15 protein-coding genes and 1 riboswitch are annotated in these 17,198 nt (G+C 67.4%); of the genes, 8 read left to right on the forward strand and 7 right to left on the reverse strand.

Going from position 1 to position 17,198, the window contains the following annotated elements; all coding sequences use genetic code 11:
- Positions 1-87 precede the first annotated feature (87 nt).
- Positions 88-945 carry an EamA family transporter gene (locus ACVOJ1_RS15395; protein ID WP_346480612.1) on the reverse strand — a complete coding sequence of 286 codons (858 nt, stop codon included), beginning with the start codon at positions 943-945 and terminating at the stop codon, positions 88-90.
- A gap of 43 nt (positions 946-988) precedes the next feature.
- Here ACVOJ1_RS15395 and ACVOJ1_RS15400 point away from each other — a divergent pair, with 43 nt between their 5' ends.
- A complete protein-coding gene (locus tag ACVOJ1_RS15400) occupies positions 989-1,660 on the forward strand; it encodes an alpha/beta hydrolase (RefSeq protein WP_346480613.1) in 672 nt (223 codons plus the stop codon).
- Positions 1,657-2,757, forward strand: a complete 1,101-nt coding sequence (gene zapE, locus ACVOJ1_RS15405) for a cell division protein ZapE (RefSeq protein ID WP_346480614.1) — start codon at positions 1,657-1,659, stop codon at positions 2,755-2,757. Before ACVOJ1_RS15400 ends, zapE begins: the two co-directional genes overlap by 4 nt.
- A gap of 67 nt (positions 2,758-2,824) precedes the next feature.
- Here the strand turns inward: zapE and ACVOJ1_RS15410 are convergent, their stop codons facing one another.
- On the reverse strand, positions 2,825-3,634 hold the full coding sequence (locus tag ACVOJ1_RS15410; RefSeq protein ID WP_053518587.1) for a DUF2884 family protein: 810 nt from the start codon (positions 3,632-3,634) through the stop codon (positions 2,825-2,827).
- Positions 3,635-4,205: 571 nt separating this feature from the next.
- On the opposite strand from ACVOJ1_RS15410, the gene ACVOJ1_RS15415 reads away from it, so the two are divergent.
- On the forward strand, positions 4,206-6,608 hold the full coding sequence (locus ACVOJ1_RS15415) for a ribonucleoside-diphosphate reductase subunit alpha (RefSeq protein WP_065182038.1): 2,403 nt from the start codon (positions 4,206-4,208) through the stop codon (positions 6,606-6,608).
- Between the two features lie 106 nt (positions 6,609-6,714).
- The gene (locus tag ACVOJ1_RS15420) at positions 6,715-7,734 is read left to right on the forward strand and encodes a ribonucleotide-diphosphate reductase subunit beta (RefSeq protein ID WP_005420683.1); all 1,020 of its coding nucleotides are present in this window, start codon (positions 6,715-6,717) and stop codon (positions 7,732-7,734) included.
- 144 nt (positions 7,735-7,878) lie between these two features.
- On the opposite strand, the gene ACVOJ1_RS15425 is transcribed toward ACVOJ1_RS15420, so the two are convergent.
- On the reverse strand, positions 7,879-8,514 hold the full coding sequence (locus ACVOJ1_RS15425) for a LysE family translocator (RefSeq protein ID WP_322523068.1): 636 nt from the start codon (positions 8,512-8,514) through the stop codon (positions 7,879-7,881).
- A gap of 91 nt (positions 8,515-8,605) precedes the next feature.
- Here ACVOJ1_RS15425 and ACVOJ1_RS15430 point away from each other — a divergent pair, with 91 nt between their 5' ends.
- The 3 genes from ACVOJ1_RS15430 to ACVOJ1_RS15440 all read left to right on the forward strand — a co-directional run bounded on the left by ACVOJ1_RS15430 (position 8,606) and on the right by ACVOJ1_RS15440 (position 11,080).
- On the forward strand, positions 8,606-9,007 hold the full coding sequence (locus ACVOJ1_RS15430; protein WP_053518579.1) for an acyl-CoA thioesterase: 402 nt from the start codon (positions 8,606-8,608) through the stop codon (positions 9,005-9,007).
- A gap of 43 nt (positions 9,008-9,050) precedes the next feature.
- Positions 9,051-9,857, forward strand: a complete 807-nt coding sequence (locus ACVOJ1_RS15435) for an NAD-dependent protein deacetylase (RefSeq protein WP_065174189.1) — start codon at positions 9,051-9,053, stop codon at positions 9,855-9,857.
- A 122-nt stretch (positions 9,858-9,979) separates the two neighbouring features.
- Positions 9,980-11,080 (forward strand): NADH:flavin oxidoreductase/NADH oxidase, encoded by a 1,101-nt coding sequence (locus ACVOJ1_RS15440; RefSeq protein WP_080375304.1) that lies wholly within the window; start codon positions 9,980-9,982, stop codon positions 11,078-11,080.
- 3 nt (positions 11,081-11,083) lie between these two features.
- Here ACVOJ1_RS15440 and ACVOJ1_RS15445 read toward each other — a convergent pair whose 3' ends face one another.
- Complete coding sequence (locus ACVOJ1_RS15445; RefSeq protein WP_346480615.1) at positions 11,084-11,995, reverse strand: LysR family transcriptional regulator; 912 nt, start codon at positions 11,993-11,995, stop codon at positions 11,084-11,086.
- A gap of 113 nt (positions 11,996-12,108) precedes the next feature.
- Here ACVOJ1_RS15445 and purU point away from each other — a divergent pair, with 113 nt between their 5' ends.
- Positions 12,109-12,960, forward strand: coding sequence for a formyltetrahydrofolate deformylase (gene purU, locus ACVOJ1_RS15450; RefSeq protein WP_053518573.1), 852 nt, complete (start codon positions 12,109-12,111; stop codon positions 12,958-12,960).
- A 22-nt stretch (positions 12,961-12,982) separates the two neighbouring features.
- Here the strand turns inward: purU and pncA are convergent, their stop codons facing one another.
- Genes pncA through metE form a run of 3 tightly spaced genes read right to left on the reverse strand, consistent with a single transcriptional unit; the run spans position 12,983 to position 16,697 of the window.
- Entirely contained in the window at positions 12,983-13,609 is a 627-nt protein-coding gene (pncA, locus tag ACVOJ1_RS15455; RefSeq protein WP_065174191.1) for a bifunctional nicotinamidase/pyrazinamidase, read from the reverse strand.
- 55 nt (positions 13,610-13,664) lie between these two features.
- Complete coding sequence (locus tag ACVOJ1_RS15460; RefSeq protein ID WP_428992936.1) at positions 13,665-14,339, reverse strand: epoxyqueuosine reductase QueH; 675 nt, start codon at positions 14,337-14,339, stop codon at positions 13,665-13,667.
- A 60-nt stretch (positions 14,340-14,399) separates the two neighbouring features.
- Positions 14,400-16,697, reverse strand: coding sequence for a 5-methyltetrahydropteroyltriglutamate--homocysteine S-methyltransferase (metE, locus tag ACVOJ1_RS15465; protein WP_346480616.1), 2,298 nt, complete (start codon positions 16,695-16,697; stop codon positions 14,400-14,402).
- A gap of 219 nt (positions 16,698-16,916) precedes the next feature.
- Positions 16,917-17,146: riboswitch (cobalamin riboswitch) on the reverse strand.
- Between the last annotated feature and the right edge of the window lie 52 nt (positions 17,147-17,198).

Here is a 17,198-nt window from a genome sequence, read left to right on the forward strand (position 1 = left end):
GGGGGGGGGGGGGCCCCCCCACTCCCCCCCCCCCGGGGGGGGGCCACCCCCCCCCCCCCCTTGGGCCCTCCGACCCCCGGGCCGTACTCACCCCCAGGCGATCAATCCGATCGCCAGCACTGCCAGCGCCAGGCCGGCCCGGTTCCACTTCGTGGTCGGTTCGCCAAAGGCAAACACGCCCACCAGCGCGCCCAGTACCACCACGCCGATGTTCGTGCCGGCGAACACCGTGGCCGGGCTGTCCGGCATCGCCTGGTGCGCGTGCACATAGAACAGGATGTTGCCGCCGTTGAGCAGGCCCAGCAGCGCACCCGCGCCGAGGTTGTGCCAGGCCAGCCGGCTGCGGCCGCTGAAGTGCCGCCACAGCTGCAATGCCAGCATCAGCACGAAGGCCACGCTGAAGCTGGCCAGCACCGCCGCCATCGACGGCGTGCCGGACAGCGCCACCTGCTTGAGCAGCACGTCCACCACCGCGAAGCCGCCCCATACGCCCAGCAGCCAGCCCCAGCCACCGGGCGAGGACGCCACCGCCGGGCCGCGCGGGCGCAGGCTGATGGCCACCATCGCCAGCAGGCCCAGGCCGAGCCCGGCCAGCTTCCACGGCGTGGCGGTCTGGCCGAAGAACAGGAACGCCGCCGCCAGTGACAGCAGCAGCGACAGCCGCTGCGCCACGTCGCTGCGGACGATGCCGGCCACCGCCACCGCGCGGCCCAGCACCAGGAAGATCGAGGGCAGCACCACCGCCAGCGCCAGCAACGACGGCCACGGGGCATGCGGCGCGCGCAGCGCATCCAGCGGTGGCTGCAGCACCACGGCCGTCAGGGTCGCAGCCACCAGGTAGTTCCAGGTGACCATCTGCGCGACATCCAGTTGGCGGCGTCCGGCCACCTTCAACAACACCGAAACCAGCACGCTGCAGATCACGGCCAAAGACAGGTAGAGCATGGGGCGGGCACAGGGCAGGGGCGGGGGACGGTATCATGGTGCCATGCACAAGCCTTCGTTCCCCGTCGCCCCTGGCGAAACCGCCTGCCTCGAACTGGACGGCCCGGCCGGCCCGCTGGAAGTGGTCGTCGACCTGCCCAAGGCCGATGTGCCGGTGCAGCCGATCGTGGCCATCGTCTGCCACCCGCTGTCCACCGAGGGCGGCACCCTGCACAACAAGGTGGTCACCATGACCGCCAGCACCCTGCGCGAGCTGGGCATCGCCACGGTGCGCTTCAACTTCCGCAGCGTCGGTGGTTCGGCGGGCACCTTCGATGGCGGCGTGGGCGAGCAGGATGACCTGAAGGCCGTGACCGCCTGGGTGCGCAGCCAGCGCCCCGACGACCACCTGTGGCTGGCCGGCTTCAGCTTTGGTGCGTTCGTTTCGCTGAAGGCCGCCGCCACGCTGCAGCCGGAGGCGCTGATCTCGATCGCGCCGCCTGCCGGCCGCTGGGATTTCGACGGCGTGCAGCCACCGGCCCGCTGGCTGGTGATCCAGGGCGAGCAGGACGAGATCGTCGACCCGCAGGCGGTCTATCAGTGGCTGGACGCGCTGCAGGCTCCGCATGAGCTGGTGCGGATGCCCGACACCAGCCACTTCTTCCATCGCAAGCTGATCGACCTGCGTGGTGCGTTGACCCACGGCGTCAAGCACTGGCTGGGCGCAGCGGCATGAGTGCAATCGAGTTGACCCCGTCGCAGCGGTATGCGGCCGGGGTTGCCCGGGGTGACTGGCAGGACGACCCCGCCCAGCACGCGGCGCTGGCCGAGCTGGACCGCATCCACGTGGGCCTGCTGGACAACGCCGACGACGGCTGGCTGGACCGGTTGTCCTCGTTCTGGAAGAAGCCCGAGCCGGTCAAGGGGCTGTATTTCTGGGGGGGTGTCGGCCGCGGCAAGACCTTCCTGGTGGATCTGTTCTACGACGGGCTGCCAATCAAGCAGAAGTACCGCACCCACTTCCATCGTTTCATGCGCAGCGTCCACGAGCGCCTGCGCGAGCACCAGGGCCAGAGCGACCCGTTGGCGAAGATCGCCCAGGAATGGCGCAGCAACCTGCGCGTGCTGGTGCTGGACGAATTCTTCGTCACCGACATCGGCGACGCCATGCTGCTGGCGCGCCTGCTCGAACGCCTGTTCGCCGAGGGCGTGACCCTGGTCACCACCTCCAATACGGCGGTGGAGAACCTGTATCTCAATGGCCTGCAGCGCGAGAGCTTCCTTCCCGCCATCAGCCTGCTGCAGCGCTTCTGCGTCGAGCTGTACGCCGAAGGCACGGAGGATTACCGGATGCGCGCGCTGACCCGTTCGCCGGTGTACCGCGCGCCGCTGGCCGCCGATAGCGACGACTGGCTCGCCACGCGCTGGAACGAACTGAGTGGTGGTCAGCCCGCCAAGGCCGGCAACATCGAGATCGAAGGCCGCAAGATTCCGGTCCGCGGCCGGGGCAAGAGCATCGCCTGGTTCGACTTCGCCGCCCTGTGCGAAGGCCCGCGCGGCCCATCGGACTACATCGAGATCGCGCACGAGTTCAATACGGTGCTGCTGGGCGGCATTCCCGCCTTCGATCGCCTGAACGAGGACGCCGCGCGCCGCTTCGTCAACCTGATCGACGAACTGTACGACCGCCACGTCAACCTGGTCTGCACCGCCAGCACCTCGCCGGTCGAGCTGTACACCGGCCAGCGCCTGCAGGGCGCGTTCGAGCGCACCGCCTCGCGCCTGATCGAGATGCAGAGCGCTGAATACCTGGGTACCCCGCACCGGGCGTGAGGGCCCGGGAGCTGCACGATCTGCCGGAAGGGCAGCCGCGCGCAGGCGCTGCAGCGGCAGCTCGACGTTACCGGCTGGGCGCCAGTGCGTTCCCCTGCGGCCGCTCCTCCGGCCCGGTCGACACCTGCAGGCCGTTGTCGCTGCGCTCCAGCAGCCGCAGCGGCTGGCCCTGGTAACGCACTTCCAGCGCATCGTGGGTATCGGCCAGCGCACGCACCAGCGGGCACAACGCCATGGCGCTGGCCTCCACACGCTGGGCACCGGCTTCCAGGCGCCGGTCCAGCTCGGCATCCAGGCGCTCGGCACGTTCCTCCATGGCGTCGCTGCGGCCGGTGAAGACCTGCCAGAGCACGCTGCGGGCGATCGAGCCGGACAGCGTCTCGGCCATGTCCTGCACCTTCGCCTCGAATCCGGGACCGAAGGTCGCCTGTTCCCAGTAGCCCTTTCCGAGCGTCCCCTCGATCCAGTCATCCGCCTGCCGCCGCAGGCGCCTGACCTTGCGGCTGTTGGCGGTGCCGGTCAGGCTCTCGTAGACGCCATCGAGCGCGTCGAAGCTCAGCTGGCTGACATCGCGCGCCAATGCCGTGGCGGCGGGCATCAACCGGCGCGCGCCGGCCTCCAGCTGGCGCAGGCGGGCGGCATCGGCGTCGCTGACCGGCACGATCGTGTCATCCAGGCTCAGCACACCATCGTGGAACACCACCTCGTGCGGCGCCTGTGGGCCGTGTCGCAGCCAGATGCCGCCGCTGTCCACCAGCACGTCATAGTCCGTGCGGATGCCACACTGGTCCGCGTGCAGCTTCGGCGCGTCGGCCGCCTGCGCCGGCATGATGCACAGCGCCGACAGCACTGCCAGGGCAGGCAGTCGCAGGTCCATTGGACATTCCTTTTCCAGTCGCCAGAGCCCAGCGTCCGCCTCTCCGGCGTGTCCGTCATCGGCCGGAAGTCACGCCGTCCACCGGAATCCCACCGGCTGCCCACCTTCTATCCACAGGGTTGTCCCTTGGTCATTCCGTTACTGTCATGTGAAGCTGTCATTGTTCTGTTTCCGCACGCCGTTGTACCGCCGGAATGACGCGTTCCGGTCTTGACTGCGCGGCCCGTTCCGGCAGGTCCAAAGCGTCTGATCCGGGCGCCGATGGCACGATCCTTGCGGCGCAAGGGATTGCCGAATTTCACTACATTTGGCGTTGACGGACCCCACCACCCCCACTATCTTGTGGCCATCGGTCGCAGCGACCCCACGTCGCAAGGACAACGGGGAAGGCGCAGAGGCGGGAGCCACGCGGCACCCCCGTCCACAGCGATACCCGTCGGCGACCGTCACGGCAGCGGCAGGCGCAGGTCTCACCTCCTGCGACGCCCAGCTGCCATCCTGGACCGTCATGTCCTGGGCCGCGCCACCGATGCACCTGCAACCACCCCATCACGCCAAGAGGACACACGCCGTGACCACCGAAACCAGCGCCACCATCGAAAAGGAAAGCGAGTTCCTGTTGACGTCGCCGCCGACGGCCAACGCGATGAGTGTGACCAAGCGCAATGGCACGACCGAACTGGTGGACCTGAACAAGATCGTGCGTGCGGTGCAGCGTTCCTCCGAAGGCCTGCACGCCGTCGATCCGATGCGCGTGGCCACCCGCACCATTTCCGGCCTGTACAACGGCGCCACCACCCGCGAGCTGGACGAGCTGTCCATCCGCACCGCCGCCCTGCTGATCGGTGAAGAACCCGAGTACGGCCGTCTGGCCGCGCGCCTGCTGGCCAACTACATCGCCAAGGAAGTGTCGGGCCAGGAAATCTATGCCTTCTCGCAGTCGGTCAGCCGTGGCCATGAAGTCGGCCTGATCAACGACCGCCTGCTGAACTTCGTGCAGACCAACGCGCGCAAGCTCAACGATGCGATCGACATCTCGCTGGACCTGAACTTCGATTACTTCGGCCTGCGTACCCTGTACGACCGCTACCTGCTGCGCCATCCGCACACCCGCAAGGTGATCGAGACCCCGCAGCAGTTCTTCCTGCGCATCGCCAGCGCGCTGAGCGAGGACGTGTCCGAGACCCTGGCGCTGTACAAGCGCATGGGCAACCTGGACTACCTGCCGTCCAGCCCGACCCTGTTCAATTCCGGCACCACCCACGAGCAGCTGTCCTCGTGCTTCCTGCTCGATTCGCCGCAGGACTCGCTGGAGTCGATCTACGCCAAGTACGGCGATATCGCCCAGCTGTCGAAGTTCTCCGGCGGCATCGGCGTCAGCTACACCCGCGTGCGTTCGCGTGGTTCGCTCATCAAGTCCACCAACGGCCATTCCAACGGCATCGTGCCGTGGCTGAAGACCATGGACTCGTCCGTGGCGGCGGTGAACCAGGGCGGCAAGCGCAAGGGCGCGGCCTGCGTATATCTGGAAACCTGGCACGCCGACATCGAGGATTTCCTCGAGCTGCGTGACAACACCGGTGACGAAGCCCGCCGTACCCACAACCTGAACCTGGCCAACTGGGTGCCGGACCTGTTCATGAAGCGCGTCGAGGCCGACCAGGAATGGTCGCTGTTCGATCCGCGCGTCGTGCCGGAGTTCACCGATCTGTTCGGCGAAGCCTTCGAGCAGGCCTACCTGCAGGCCGAAGCCCAGGGCAAGGCCAACCGCACCATCTCCGCCCGCAAGCTGTACGCCCGCATGATGCGTACGCTGGCCGAGACCGGCAACGGCTGGATGACCTTCAAGGACAAGTGCAACCGCGCCAGCAACCAGACCCTGCGTCCGGGCAACGTGATCCACCTGTCCAACCTGTGCACGGAAATCCTGGAGGTCACCTCCAACGATGAAACCGCGGTGTGCAACCTGGGTTCGATCAACCTGGGCAACCACTTCGACGAGCACAACGAGTTCGACTTCGAGAAGCTGGCCGAGACCGTGCGCCTGGCCGTGCGCCAGCTCGACCGTGTCATCGACCTGAACTTCTACCCGATCGAAACCGCCCGCCGCGCCAACCTGCGCTGGCGCCCGGTCGGCCTGGGCTGCATGGGCCTGCAGGACGTGTTCTTCCGCAAGCGCCTGCCGTTCGACAGCGCCGAAGCCCGTGCCCTGTCGAAGAAGATCGCCGAGACGATCTACTTCCACGCGCTGGAAACCTCGACCGAGCTGGCCCAGGAACGCGGCAAGCACCCGTCGTTCAACGACACCCGTGCCGCCAGTGGCGAACTGCAGTTCGACGCCTGGAACGTGGTGCCGGAAGACACCGCGCGCTGGGATGCCCTGCGTGCCCGCATCAAGGAGCACGGCCTGCGCAACTCGCTGATGATCGCGATCGCCCCGACCGCGACCATCGCCTCCATCGCCGGCTGCTACGAGTGCGTCGAGCCGCAGGTGTCCAACCTGTTCAAGCGCGAAACCCTGTCCGGTGACTTCCTGCAGGTCAACCGCTACCTGGTGAACGAGCTGAAGAAGCTGGGCCTGTGGACCGCCGACATGCGCGATGCCATCAAGCTGGCCGAAGGTTCCATCGCCGGCCTGACGCAGATTCCGGAAACCCTGCGTGAGGTCTACCGCACCGCGTGGGAACTGCCGATGCGTTCGCTGATCGACATGGCCGCCGAGCGTGGCGCCTTCATCGACCAGTCGGCCTCGCTCAACCTGTTCATGGAAAGCCCGAACATCGGCGCGATGTCGTCCATGTACATGTACGCGTGGAAGCAGGGCATCAAGACCACCTACTACCTGCGCTCGCGTCCGGCCACCAAGATCGCCAAGACCACGGTCAGCAACGCGGCCCCGGCCAAGGTGTTCAGCCCGGACGAAGCCATCGCCTGCTCGCTGGAGAACCCGGAAGCCTGCGAGGCCTGCCAGTAATCGCGCGCTGTGCCGTAGATGGAGCCGGGCTCGGCCCGGCTGCGCAATGACAAGGTAGCGCCGGGCCATGCCCGGCGTTTTGACCCGAGAAGACAAGGAAACACCCATGGCCGACAAGCCCAAGCAGATGCTGCTCGATCCCGGTTTTGAACTGACGTTGCGCCCGATGCGCTACCCGCAGTTCTATGACATGTACCGGAATGCGATCAAGAACACCTGGACGGTGGAAGAGATCAATTTCCAGATCGACATCACCGACCTGCACAGCAAGATGTCGCCGGGTGAGCGCCACCTGATCCATCGCCTGGTCGCGTTCTTCGCCACCGGCGATTCGATCGTGTCCAACAACCTGGTGCTGAACCTGTACCAGCACCTCAATGCGCCGGAAGCGCGCATGTACCTGTCGCGCCAGCTGTATGAAGAAGCGCTGCACGTGCAGTTCTACCTGACCCTGCTCGACAACTACCTGCCGGACCCGGAAGAGCGCGCCAAGGCGTTCTCGGCGGTGGAGAACATCGACTCGATCAAGAAGAAGGCCGATTTCTGCTTCAAGTGGATCGACTCGATCCAGGACCTGACCCGCATCGAGACCCGCGAACAGCGCCGCCAGTTCCTGCTCAACCAGATCTGCTTCGCCGCCTGCATCGAAGGCCTGTTCTTCTTTGCTGCGTTCGCCTACGTGTACTACTTCCGTTCGCGCGGCCTGCTGCCGGGCCTGGCCTCGGGCACCAACTGGGTGTTCCGCGACGAAAGCGCCCACATGGAGTTCGCGTTCGAGTCGGTGCGCGTGGTCCGCGAGGAAGAGCCGGACCTGTTCGATGACGAGATGAAGCAGCAGGTGTACGACATGCTGGCCGAAGCGATCGAATGCGAAGTGCAGTTCGCCGAGGACGTGCTGTCCGGCGGCGTGGCGGGCATCTCCACGCGCGACATGCGCCAGTACCTGCAGCACTGCGCCGACCAGCACTTCGCCAAGCTGGGCATGGAAAAGAAGTACAACGTGCGCAACCCGCTGCCGTTCATGGAACTGCAGGACGTGCAGGAGCTGACCAACTTCTTCGAACGCCGCGTTTCGGCCTACCAGGTCGGCGTGCAGGGCGAAGTTGCCTTCGACATGAACTTCTGACCCGTCCGGTCAGGCCTGTCGCAGCGAAAACCCCGGCCGATGCCGGGGTTTTTTGTGGGTAGCGCCGGGCCATGCCCGGCGGGTACCGTCCGGGGCTGCGCGCAGCGTCGACCGCGCTGCGCCTTCGCCGGGCATGGCCCGGCGCTACCGCCGCCCTTCCACCGCCATGCGCACCGCCAGCCCGGCCAGGACCGTGCCCATCAGCCAGCGCTGTGCCGCCTGCCAGCTCGGGCGCGCGGCGAGAAATGCCGCGATGCTGCCGGCCAGCACCACGATCACCGCGTTCACGCTCAGGCTCACCACGATCTGGGTAGCACCCAGGACCAGCGACTGCATCAGCACGCTGCCGTGTCCGTCCGGATGCAGGAACTGCGGCAGCAGGGACAGGTACATCACCGCGATCTTCGGGTTCAGCAGATTGGTCAGAAAGCCCATCGCAAACAATCTGCGTGGGGTGTCCTGCGGCAGGTCGCGCACCGCGAACGGCGAGCGGCCACCGGGTTTGAGCGCCTGCCAGGCCAGGTACAGCAGGTACAACGCCCCCCCGATGCGCAGCGCGTCGTAGGCGAACGGCACCGTCATCAGCAGGGCGGTGATGCCCAGCGCCGCGCACAGCATGTAGAACACGAAACCCAGCACCACCCCACCCAGCGAGACCAGGCCGGCGCGGCGGCCCTGGCAGATCGAGCGCGAGACCAGGTAGATCATGTTCGGCCCGGGCGTGAGCACCATGCCCAGCGAGATGAGGGCGAACGCCAGCAGATCGGAGGTCGCGGGCATGGGCAGTCCTGGCAGTGGGCGTGGCGCAGTGTAGCGCTGCCTGTACGGGGCCTGGCTTAACATTGCCGCACCCCACACCGAAGCCCTACCCATGACCCCGATCCCTGAAACCGTGCCACCGATCGAAGTGCGCATGGCCGAAATCGTCTTTCCCAACCATACCAACCATATGGGCACGCTGTTTGGTGGCCAGGCGCTGGCGTGGATGGACAAGGCCGCCTTCCTCGCCGCCGCCCGCTACTCGCGCCGCACCGTGGTCACCGCGCGCAGCGACCAGGTAGACTTCAAGCTGCCGATCCGCATCGGCCAGATGGTGGAAACGATCGGCCGCATCGTCGAGGTCGGCCGCAGCTCGATGAAGGTCGAGGTGGAACTGATTGCCGAAGACCTGCACAGCGGCGAGCGCAGGCTCTGCACGCGCGGCCACTTCGTGATGATCGCGCTGGACGAGGCGGGCCAGCCGATCGCGGTACCGCCGCTGCCGGCGCCCTGAGCCGGCGCTTGTGGGGGCGCCGTGCTGCCCCCATCTGGGTGGCATGACCCCGCCGCTGACCGACTTCATCGACCGCGCCCAGCGCCTGTTCGTGCTGACCGGCGCTGGCTGCAGCACGGCCTCGGGAATCCCCGATTACCGGGATACCGATGGCCAATGGAAACGCACGCCGCCGGTCACCTACCAGGCATTCATGGGCGAGGCCGCCACCCGCCAGCGCTACTGGGCACGCAGCCTGCTGGGCTGGCCGCGCTTCGGCCTGGCCCAGCCCAACGGCACCCACCAGGCGCTGGCCGCGCTGGAGAAGCAAGGCAAGGTGCAGTTGCTGCTGACCCAGAACGTGGATGGCCTGCACCAGCGCGCCGGCAGCCGGAACGTGATCGACCTGCATGGGCGGCTGGACCTGGTGCGCTGCATGGGCTGCGAGCGCCGCAGCGGTCGCCAGGCGTTCCAGCAGCGCCTGCTGGACGCCAATCCCGGCTGGGACACGCTCGAGGCCGGCATCGCCCCCGACGGCGACGCTGATCTGGAGACCGATTTTTCCTCCTTCGTGGTGCCCGACTGTCCGTCCTGTGGCGGCCTGCTGAAGCCGGACGTGGTGTTCTTCGGCGAGAACGTGCCGCGTGAACGCGTGGCGGCAGTGCATGAGCACCTGCAGCAGGCCGATGCCGTGCTGGTGGTGGGGTCCTCGCTGATGGTCTATTCCGGCTTCCGTTTCGTGCAGGCCGCAGCAAAGGCCGGATTGCCGGTGGCTGCCGTGAACCGTGGCCGCACCCGTGCCGACGACCTGCTGCAGTTCAAGGACGAGCGCGATTGCGCTGAAGCGCTGGCCGGGTTCGTCATCGGGTAGCGCCAGGCCATGCCCGGCGAGCATGCAGCGCCACCGCGAAACAGCGATCCATCCACATGGTTGATTCGCCGCCCTTGCAGCGGTGCAATACGCACCCCCCTCTGCCCGTCCCTGCACCCCTCGTGAGCCAGCTGTTCTCGCCGATCACCTTCGGCCGCCTGACCCTGTCCAACCGCATCGTCATCGCGCCGATGTGCCAGTATTCCGCCGAAGACGGGCGCGCCAGCGATTGGCATGCCATGCATCTGGGCAACCTGGCGCAATCCGGTGCCGGCCTGCTGATCCTGGAAGCGACGGCGGTTGAGCCGCGTGGACGCATCAGCTGGGCCGACCTCGGCCTGTGGGATGACGGTACCGAAGCTGCGCTGGCACACGTGCTGGCCAGCGTGCGGCGCTGGTCGCCGATGCCGCTGGGCATCCAGCTGGGCCATGCCGGCCGCAAGGCCTCGGTACAGCGTCCCTGGGACGGCGGTGGCCAGCTGCCGGCCGATGATGCACGTGGCTGGACCACGGTGGCGCCGTCAGCGCTGCCGTTCCATGCTGCCGATCCCGCGCCGCAGGAACTGGATGAGGCGGGCATCGCGGGAATCGTTGCTGCCTTCGCCGCCAGCGCGGTGCGCGCCGAACGCCTGGGCTTCGAACTGATCGAAGTGCATGCCGCGCACGGCTATCTGCTGCACCAGTTCCTGTCACCGCTGAGCAACCGGCGCACCGATGGCTACGGGGGTTCGCTGCCCAATCGCCTGCGCCTGCTGGTAGAGGTATTCGATGCCGTGCGCGCGGCAGTGTCCGACAAGGTGGCCGTCGGCGTGCGCATCTCCGCCAGCGACTGGGTCGACGGTGGCTGGGATCTGCTGCAGAGCGAAGCGCTGTCCCAGGTGCTGGACGCGCGTGGCTGCGACTTCCTGCACGTCTCCAGCGGCGGCCTGGATGAGCGCCAGAAGATCAGCGTCGGGCCGGGCTACCAGGTGCCGTTCGCGGCCGCGATCAAGGCCAAGGTGCGCATGCCGGTCATCGCGGTGGGGATGATCACCGAACCGGAGCAGGCCGAATCGATCCTGCGTCATCGCCACGCCGATGCCATCGCCCTGGCCCGCGGCATCCTCTACGACCCGCGCTGGCCCTGGCACGCGGCAGCCGCGCTGGGCGACAGCGTGGTGCCGGCTGCGCAGTACCTGCGCTGCGAGCCGCGTGAGGCACGCGGCGTGTTCACCCCGCGCTGAAGGTCATGCCCGCCAGGCCGGCGGCAGGCCGGCCTGCAGGTGATCGAACAGCGCACGGATCCTGGCGGTGAAGTCGCGGCGGTCGCTGACGCAGAAATAGACCTCCATCGGTTCCGGGCGCCATGCGCTGTCCGCGCCGAACACCGCCTGCAACCGGCCATCGCGCAGAAAGGGATCGGCCACGAAGGCCGCCAGCCGGGTGATGCCGGCACCGGCCGCGGCCAGTTCGGCCAGCGCGTCGATGTCATCGCACACCATGCCGGGCGGCAGCGGCGCATCCGCGCGCTGGTCGCCCTTGCGCAGGCCCCAGCGCAGAGGCCGCCCATCGGTGGGGAAACGATGCAGCACACCCCGATGGCCGCGCAGATCGGACGGCTCCTGTGGCCAGCCATGCGCCTGCAGGTAGGCAGGCGAGGCGCAGAAGACGAAGGGAATGCGTGCCAGCGGCCGCGCCACGACGCCGTCCTCCAGCTGCGCATCGATGCGGATGCTGGCATCGACCGCCTCCGGACCATGCTGCACGGCCCGGTCGGACAGCCGCAGTTCCAGCTGCAGCTGCGGATAGCGTTGCTGCAGTGAAGGCAGCAGGGGCGCCAGCACGTGGCGGCCGAACGCGCAGCTGCTGGCGATGCGCAATGGCCCGGCCGGCTCGATGTCACCGCTGGTGACCAGGGCCTGCGCCCGCGCCAGATCGGTTTCGATGTGGCGCACCTGCGCCAGGTACAGCGCACCGGCCTCGCTCAGCGCCAGCTGGCGCGTGCTGCGGTTCAGCAGGCGCACGCCCAGGTGTGCCTCCAGGCGATGGATGTTCTGGCCCACGGCGGTGGCGCTGATGCCAAGGCTGCGGGCCGCAGCGGCAATGCTGCCGGTGTCTGCGGTGCGGGTGAAGCTGCGGATCAGCTGCAACAGGTTCATGACCCGCCAGCGTGCCACGAAAGACGGCCACGATCACCTGGAACTGTCCGAAGCGGTTCGTTGCATCGGTGACAATGGATCACGCGGGCGGGGTGCTGCCCTACACTTGCAGAATGCGACCCGATTCCATCCTCACCCTGTCCTGCCCCGACCGTACCGGCATCGTCTACCGCGTGTCGGGCCTGTTGTTCGATCATGGCTGCAACATCCTCGACGCCCAGCAGTTCGGCGACGAGGAAAGCGGCCGCTTCTTCCTGCGCGTGCATTTCGACCGCGACGCCAGCCTGCCCCTGGACACGGTACATGCGTCCATGGCGGCACTGGCCCGCGAGTTCGGCATGGACTGGCAGCTGCAGGACGGTCGGCGTCGTGCGCGCCTGCTGGTGCTGGTCAGCAAGCAGGGCCACTGCCTGAATGACCTGCTGTTCCGCGCGCACAGCGGGCAACTGAAAGTGGATATCGCGGCAGTGGTGTCCAACCATGCCGATTTCGCACCGCTGGCTGCGTCCTACGGCGTGCCGTTCCACCATCTGCCGGTGAACGCGGATACGCGTGCGGTGCAGGAGCAGCAGATCATCGATCTGGTCGAACACGAGCGTATCGACCTGGTGGTGCTGGCGCGCTACATGCAGATTCTTTCACCCACCCTGTGCCGCGCGCTGGCCGGCCGGGCGATCAACATCCATCACAGCTTCCTGCCCAGCTTCAAGGGCGCGCAGCCCTATCACCAGGCGCACGCGCGCGGGGTCAAGATCATCGGCGCCACCGCGCACTATGTCACCGAGGATCTGGACGAAGGTCCGATCATCGAACAGGACGTGGCCCGGGTCGATCATGCGATGACGCCGCGCGACCTGGTACGCCTGGGCAGCGATACCGAATCGCAGGTGCTGGCGCGTGCCGTGCGCCGCCATGTGGAGCACCGCATCCTGCTCAACGGGCACCGCACGGTGGTGTTCCGCTGATACCTGCCCGGCCGGACGTGCGTCAGAGGATCCCGATCCCCGCAGTGCCCAGTGCTTCGCGCACCATCCCGTCGTTGGCCTCGGTCACCGGCCGGGTCAGGTCCCAGAGGAATTTCACCCTGAAGCCGGACGTGGCTGCGTCCTGCGCGCTCCACAGCACGCAGTAGTCGCGGGCCAGGCCACAGACGTGCACCTCGTCGATGCCGCGCTCATGCAGCCAGCCGGCCAGGCCAGTGGCGGGGCGTCCGCCATCGGGGCCGTGGTTCTCGCGGAAGGCGCTGTAGGAATCCACCTGCTGGCGGGTGCCCTTGCGCAGGATCAGGTCGGCCATGTTCCAGTCCACCTGCGGATGCAGGGCGGCACCGGCGCTGCCCTGCACGCAGTGGTCCGGCCACAGGGTCTGCGGTTGCGCATGCAGCAGGATCGTTTCGAACGGACGATGGCCGGGGTGCTGGCTGGCGAACGAAGCATGGTCCGCGGGATGCCAGTCCTGGGTGGCCACTACGGTGCGGTAGCGGCGCTGCGCCAGCAGCTGCGCGATCGGCGCGACCAGCGCATCGCCACGGTCGCAGGCCAGCGCGCCCCCGGGCATGAAGTCCGGCTGCAGATCGATCACCAGCAGGGCGACAGTGGCGGGCAGGGTGGGCATGGACGTTCCAGCGCGGCGGAAGAGGCGACCAGCGTGGCCGCCCCCTCGCCACACGTCAATCGCCCTGCGGCGTTTCGTTGTCCTGGCCGTAATACAGCAGCCCGATCCGGATCCGCTCGCGGCCGGTCTCCCGGCGGTGCCGGTTGGCATCGCGCAGCGAGTACACGCAGCCACAGTACTCCTGCTGGTAGAACCGCTCGCGCTTGCTGATCTCGATCATGCGGCTGGCACCACCGCCCTTGCGCCAGTTGTAATCCCAGTACTGCAGGCCCTCGTAGCGCGCCGCGGCGCGGATGCCGCAGTCATTGATCTGCGCCATGTTCTTCCAGCGCGAGATGCCCAGCGACGAGCTGATGGTGTCGTAGCCGTGCTCATGCGCGTACAGCGCCGTGCGCTCGAAGCGCATGTCGAAGCACATCGTGCAGCGGATGCCGCGCTCGGGTTCGTTCTCCATGCCGCGCGCGCGGCTGAACCAGTTGTCGGTGTCGTAGTCGCAGTCGATGAAGGGGATGCCATGCTGCTCGGCGAAGCGGATGTTCTCCTGCTTGCGAAGCTCGTATTCCTTCACCGGATGGATGTTGGGGTTGTAGAAGAAGATCGCGTAGTCGATCCCGGAGGCGGTGATCGCCTCCATCACTTCGCCGGAGCAGGGCGCACAGCACGAATGCAGCAGCAGGCGCTTGCCGTCGGCGGGCAGGGACAGGGTGGGGCGTTGGAGCTCGGTCATCATCAGGTACCGCACGGACCGCCGGCAACGGCGGCGGCCCGTGCATCGGGGTGGAGAGACAGGTCAGGCGACGCGGGCGTCGGTGTGCTCGGCACGCAGTTCCACTGCGGCGGCAACCAGTGCCTGCAGTGCAGCGCGGGTTTCCGGCCAGCCACGGGTCTTCAGCCCGCAGTCCGGGTTGACCCACAGCTGCTCCGGCTTCAGCACGGCCAGCGCCTTGCGCAGCAGGTCCACCATCTCCGCCTTGTCCGGCACGCGCGGGGAGTGGATGTCATACACGCCCGGGCCGATCTCATTGGGATAGTTGAACTTCACGAAGGCATCCAGCAGTTCCATGCGCGAGCGTGAGGTCTCGATCGAGATCACGTCCGCGTCCATCGCTGCGACCGAGTGGATGATGTCGTTGAACTCCGAATAGCACATGTGGGTGTGGATCTGGGTGGCATCGCGCACGCCGCTGGTACTGATGCGGAACGATTCCACCGCCCAGTCCAGGTAGGCGCGCCAGTGGGCACGGCGCAACGGCAATCCCTCGCGGATGGCCGGCTCGTCCACCTGGATCACGCCGATGCCGGCTGCTTCCAGGTCCTGCACTTCGTCCCGCAGGGCCAGCGCGATCTGCCGGCAGGTCACATCGCGTTCCTGGTCGTCGCGCACGAACGACCACTGCAGTACCGTCACCGGACCGGTCAGCATGCCCTTCATCGGCTTGTCGGTAAGCGATTGCGCGTAACTGGACCAGCGCACCGTCATCGGCTGCGGGCGGCTGACGTCGCCGAAGATCACCGGCGGTTTGACGCAGCGCGAGCCATAGCTCTGCACCCAGCCGTTGCCGGTAAAGGCGAAGCCTTCCAGTTGCTCGCCGAAGTACTCGACCATGTCGTTGCGCTCGAACTCGCCGTGGACCAGCACGTCCAGGCCCAGCGCTTCCTGCACGCGTACCGCATGCGCGGTCTGCTGTTCCAGGAAGGCCTCGTACTCGGCCAGGCCCAGCTTGCCGGACTTGTGCCGGGCGCGTGCCTCGCGCACCTCCAGCGTCTGCGGGAAGGAACCGATCGTGGTGGTGGGCAGCAGCGGCAGCTGCAGCGCCGCATGCTGTGCGATGCGGCGCTGCGGGTAGGCGGTGTGCCGCTGCGCATCGGCCACGGTCAGCGCGGCCAGGCGTGCGGCCACGGCCGGGTTGTGCACGCGTGGCGAGCGACGACGCCCCTCCAGTGCAGCGCGGTTGGCAGCCAGGCCCGCTTCCGCATCCACCCTGCCATCGAGCGCGTCGGCCAGCAGGCGCAGTTCCTGCAGCTTCTGCCGGGAGAACGCCAGCCAGCCCTTCAGTTCGTCATCCAGCTTCTTTTCCAACGCAAGATCCACGGGCGTGTGCAGCAGGGAACAGGACGGTGCCAGCCAGAGCCGGTCGGCGCCGCGGTCCACCTGGGCAAACCGGGCCAGGATCAGTGCGTTGTCCAGATGGGTGCGCCAGATGTTGCGGCCGTTGACCAGGCCGGCCGACAGCACGCGCTCGGCCGGCAGCGCCTTCAACACGGCGTCCAGCTGCTCCGGCGCGCGCACCAGGTCCACGTGCAGTCCGTCCACCGGCAGGCCGGTGGCCAACGCCAGGTTGTCCTCGAGCGCACCGAAATAGGTCGCGACCAGCAGTTTCGGACGCCGTGCCGTGGCCAACCGGGCATAGGCGCGCTCATAGGCTGCCTGCGCATCGGCGTCGAGATCCTGCACCAGCAGCGGCTCATCCAGCTGCACCCAGTCGGCACCGGCGTCGGCCAGCTGGCCGAGCAGCTGCACATAGGCCGGCAGCAGCGCATCCAGCAGGTCCAGCGCGGCGCTGCCGTCGGTGGTCTTGGACAGCAGCAGGAAGCTCACCGGCCCCAGCAGCACCGGACGGGTGTGGATGCCCAGCGCCCTGGCCTCGTTGAACTCGGTCAGCGGCTTGTCACCGCGCAGGGCGAAGGCCTGGCCCGCGTGCAGTTCCGGCACCAGATAGTGATAGTTGGTGTCGAACCACTTGGTCATCTCCAGCGCGCGCAGGTCGATGCCATCGCGCTGCAGGCCACGGGCCGTGGCGAAGTAGGCGGCCAGTGGATCGTGCGCGGCCAGTTCGCGGTAGCGTTCGGGAATGGCATCGAACAGCCATGCGGTGTCGAGCACCTGGTCGTACAGGCTGAAGTCGTTGCTCGGCGGTACATCGACGCCGGCCTCGATCTGCAGCTGCCAGTGCCGGGCACGCAGTGCCGCGGCGGTGGCCTGCAGGGTGGCGGCGTCGTCCTCGCCGGCCCAGTGGCGTTCGAGCGCCCGCTTCAGTTCGCGCTTGGCGCCGATGCGGGGAAAGCCCAGGTTGGTAACAGTGGTCATTGCAGCGTGTCCTCATTGCATGTCGGCATTGAGGAACGAAGGAACCGCAGGACGACGCGTGCCGTTGCCGGCCCACGGGCGTCTTGCCAGCGACCTTCGCCCCCGCGGGCGAACCGGATGCCGTGAAAAGGACGCACGTGGCCGCGCACCCTGCAGGCGCAGGACGACGACGGCCCCGGCAACCTCCCCGCGGAGATTCCAGGTCGAGTCAGGGGACGGTCGTGTCCCCCGGCCGGGGCCGGTATTCGGGCTGTTGGACGCGGGCCGCAGCCCACCTACTACCTGCCGCTTCCCAGGCGCGAGCCCAGTGCTGTTGGCAGGATTCGTTTCCATTCACCGCTGCGGGGCAGCTCCGGAATGGGCGCGCGAAGCGCCTTCACCGGATTCCCGTTTAAATTCATCCCTTCATTCGCATGAAGAGATGAATACCTTCGGCGTGCACAAGGTAGGCCGGTTGGCAGCAATGGTCAAGGCCCGGGATCACACCACCGGGATGTGGCG

The sequence above is a fragment of the Stenotrophomonas sp. STEN225 genome (assembly GCF_056756445.1).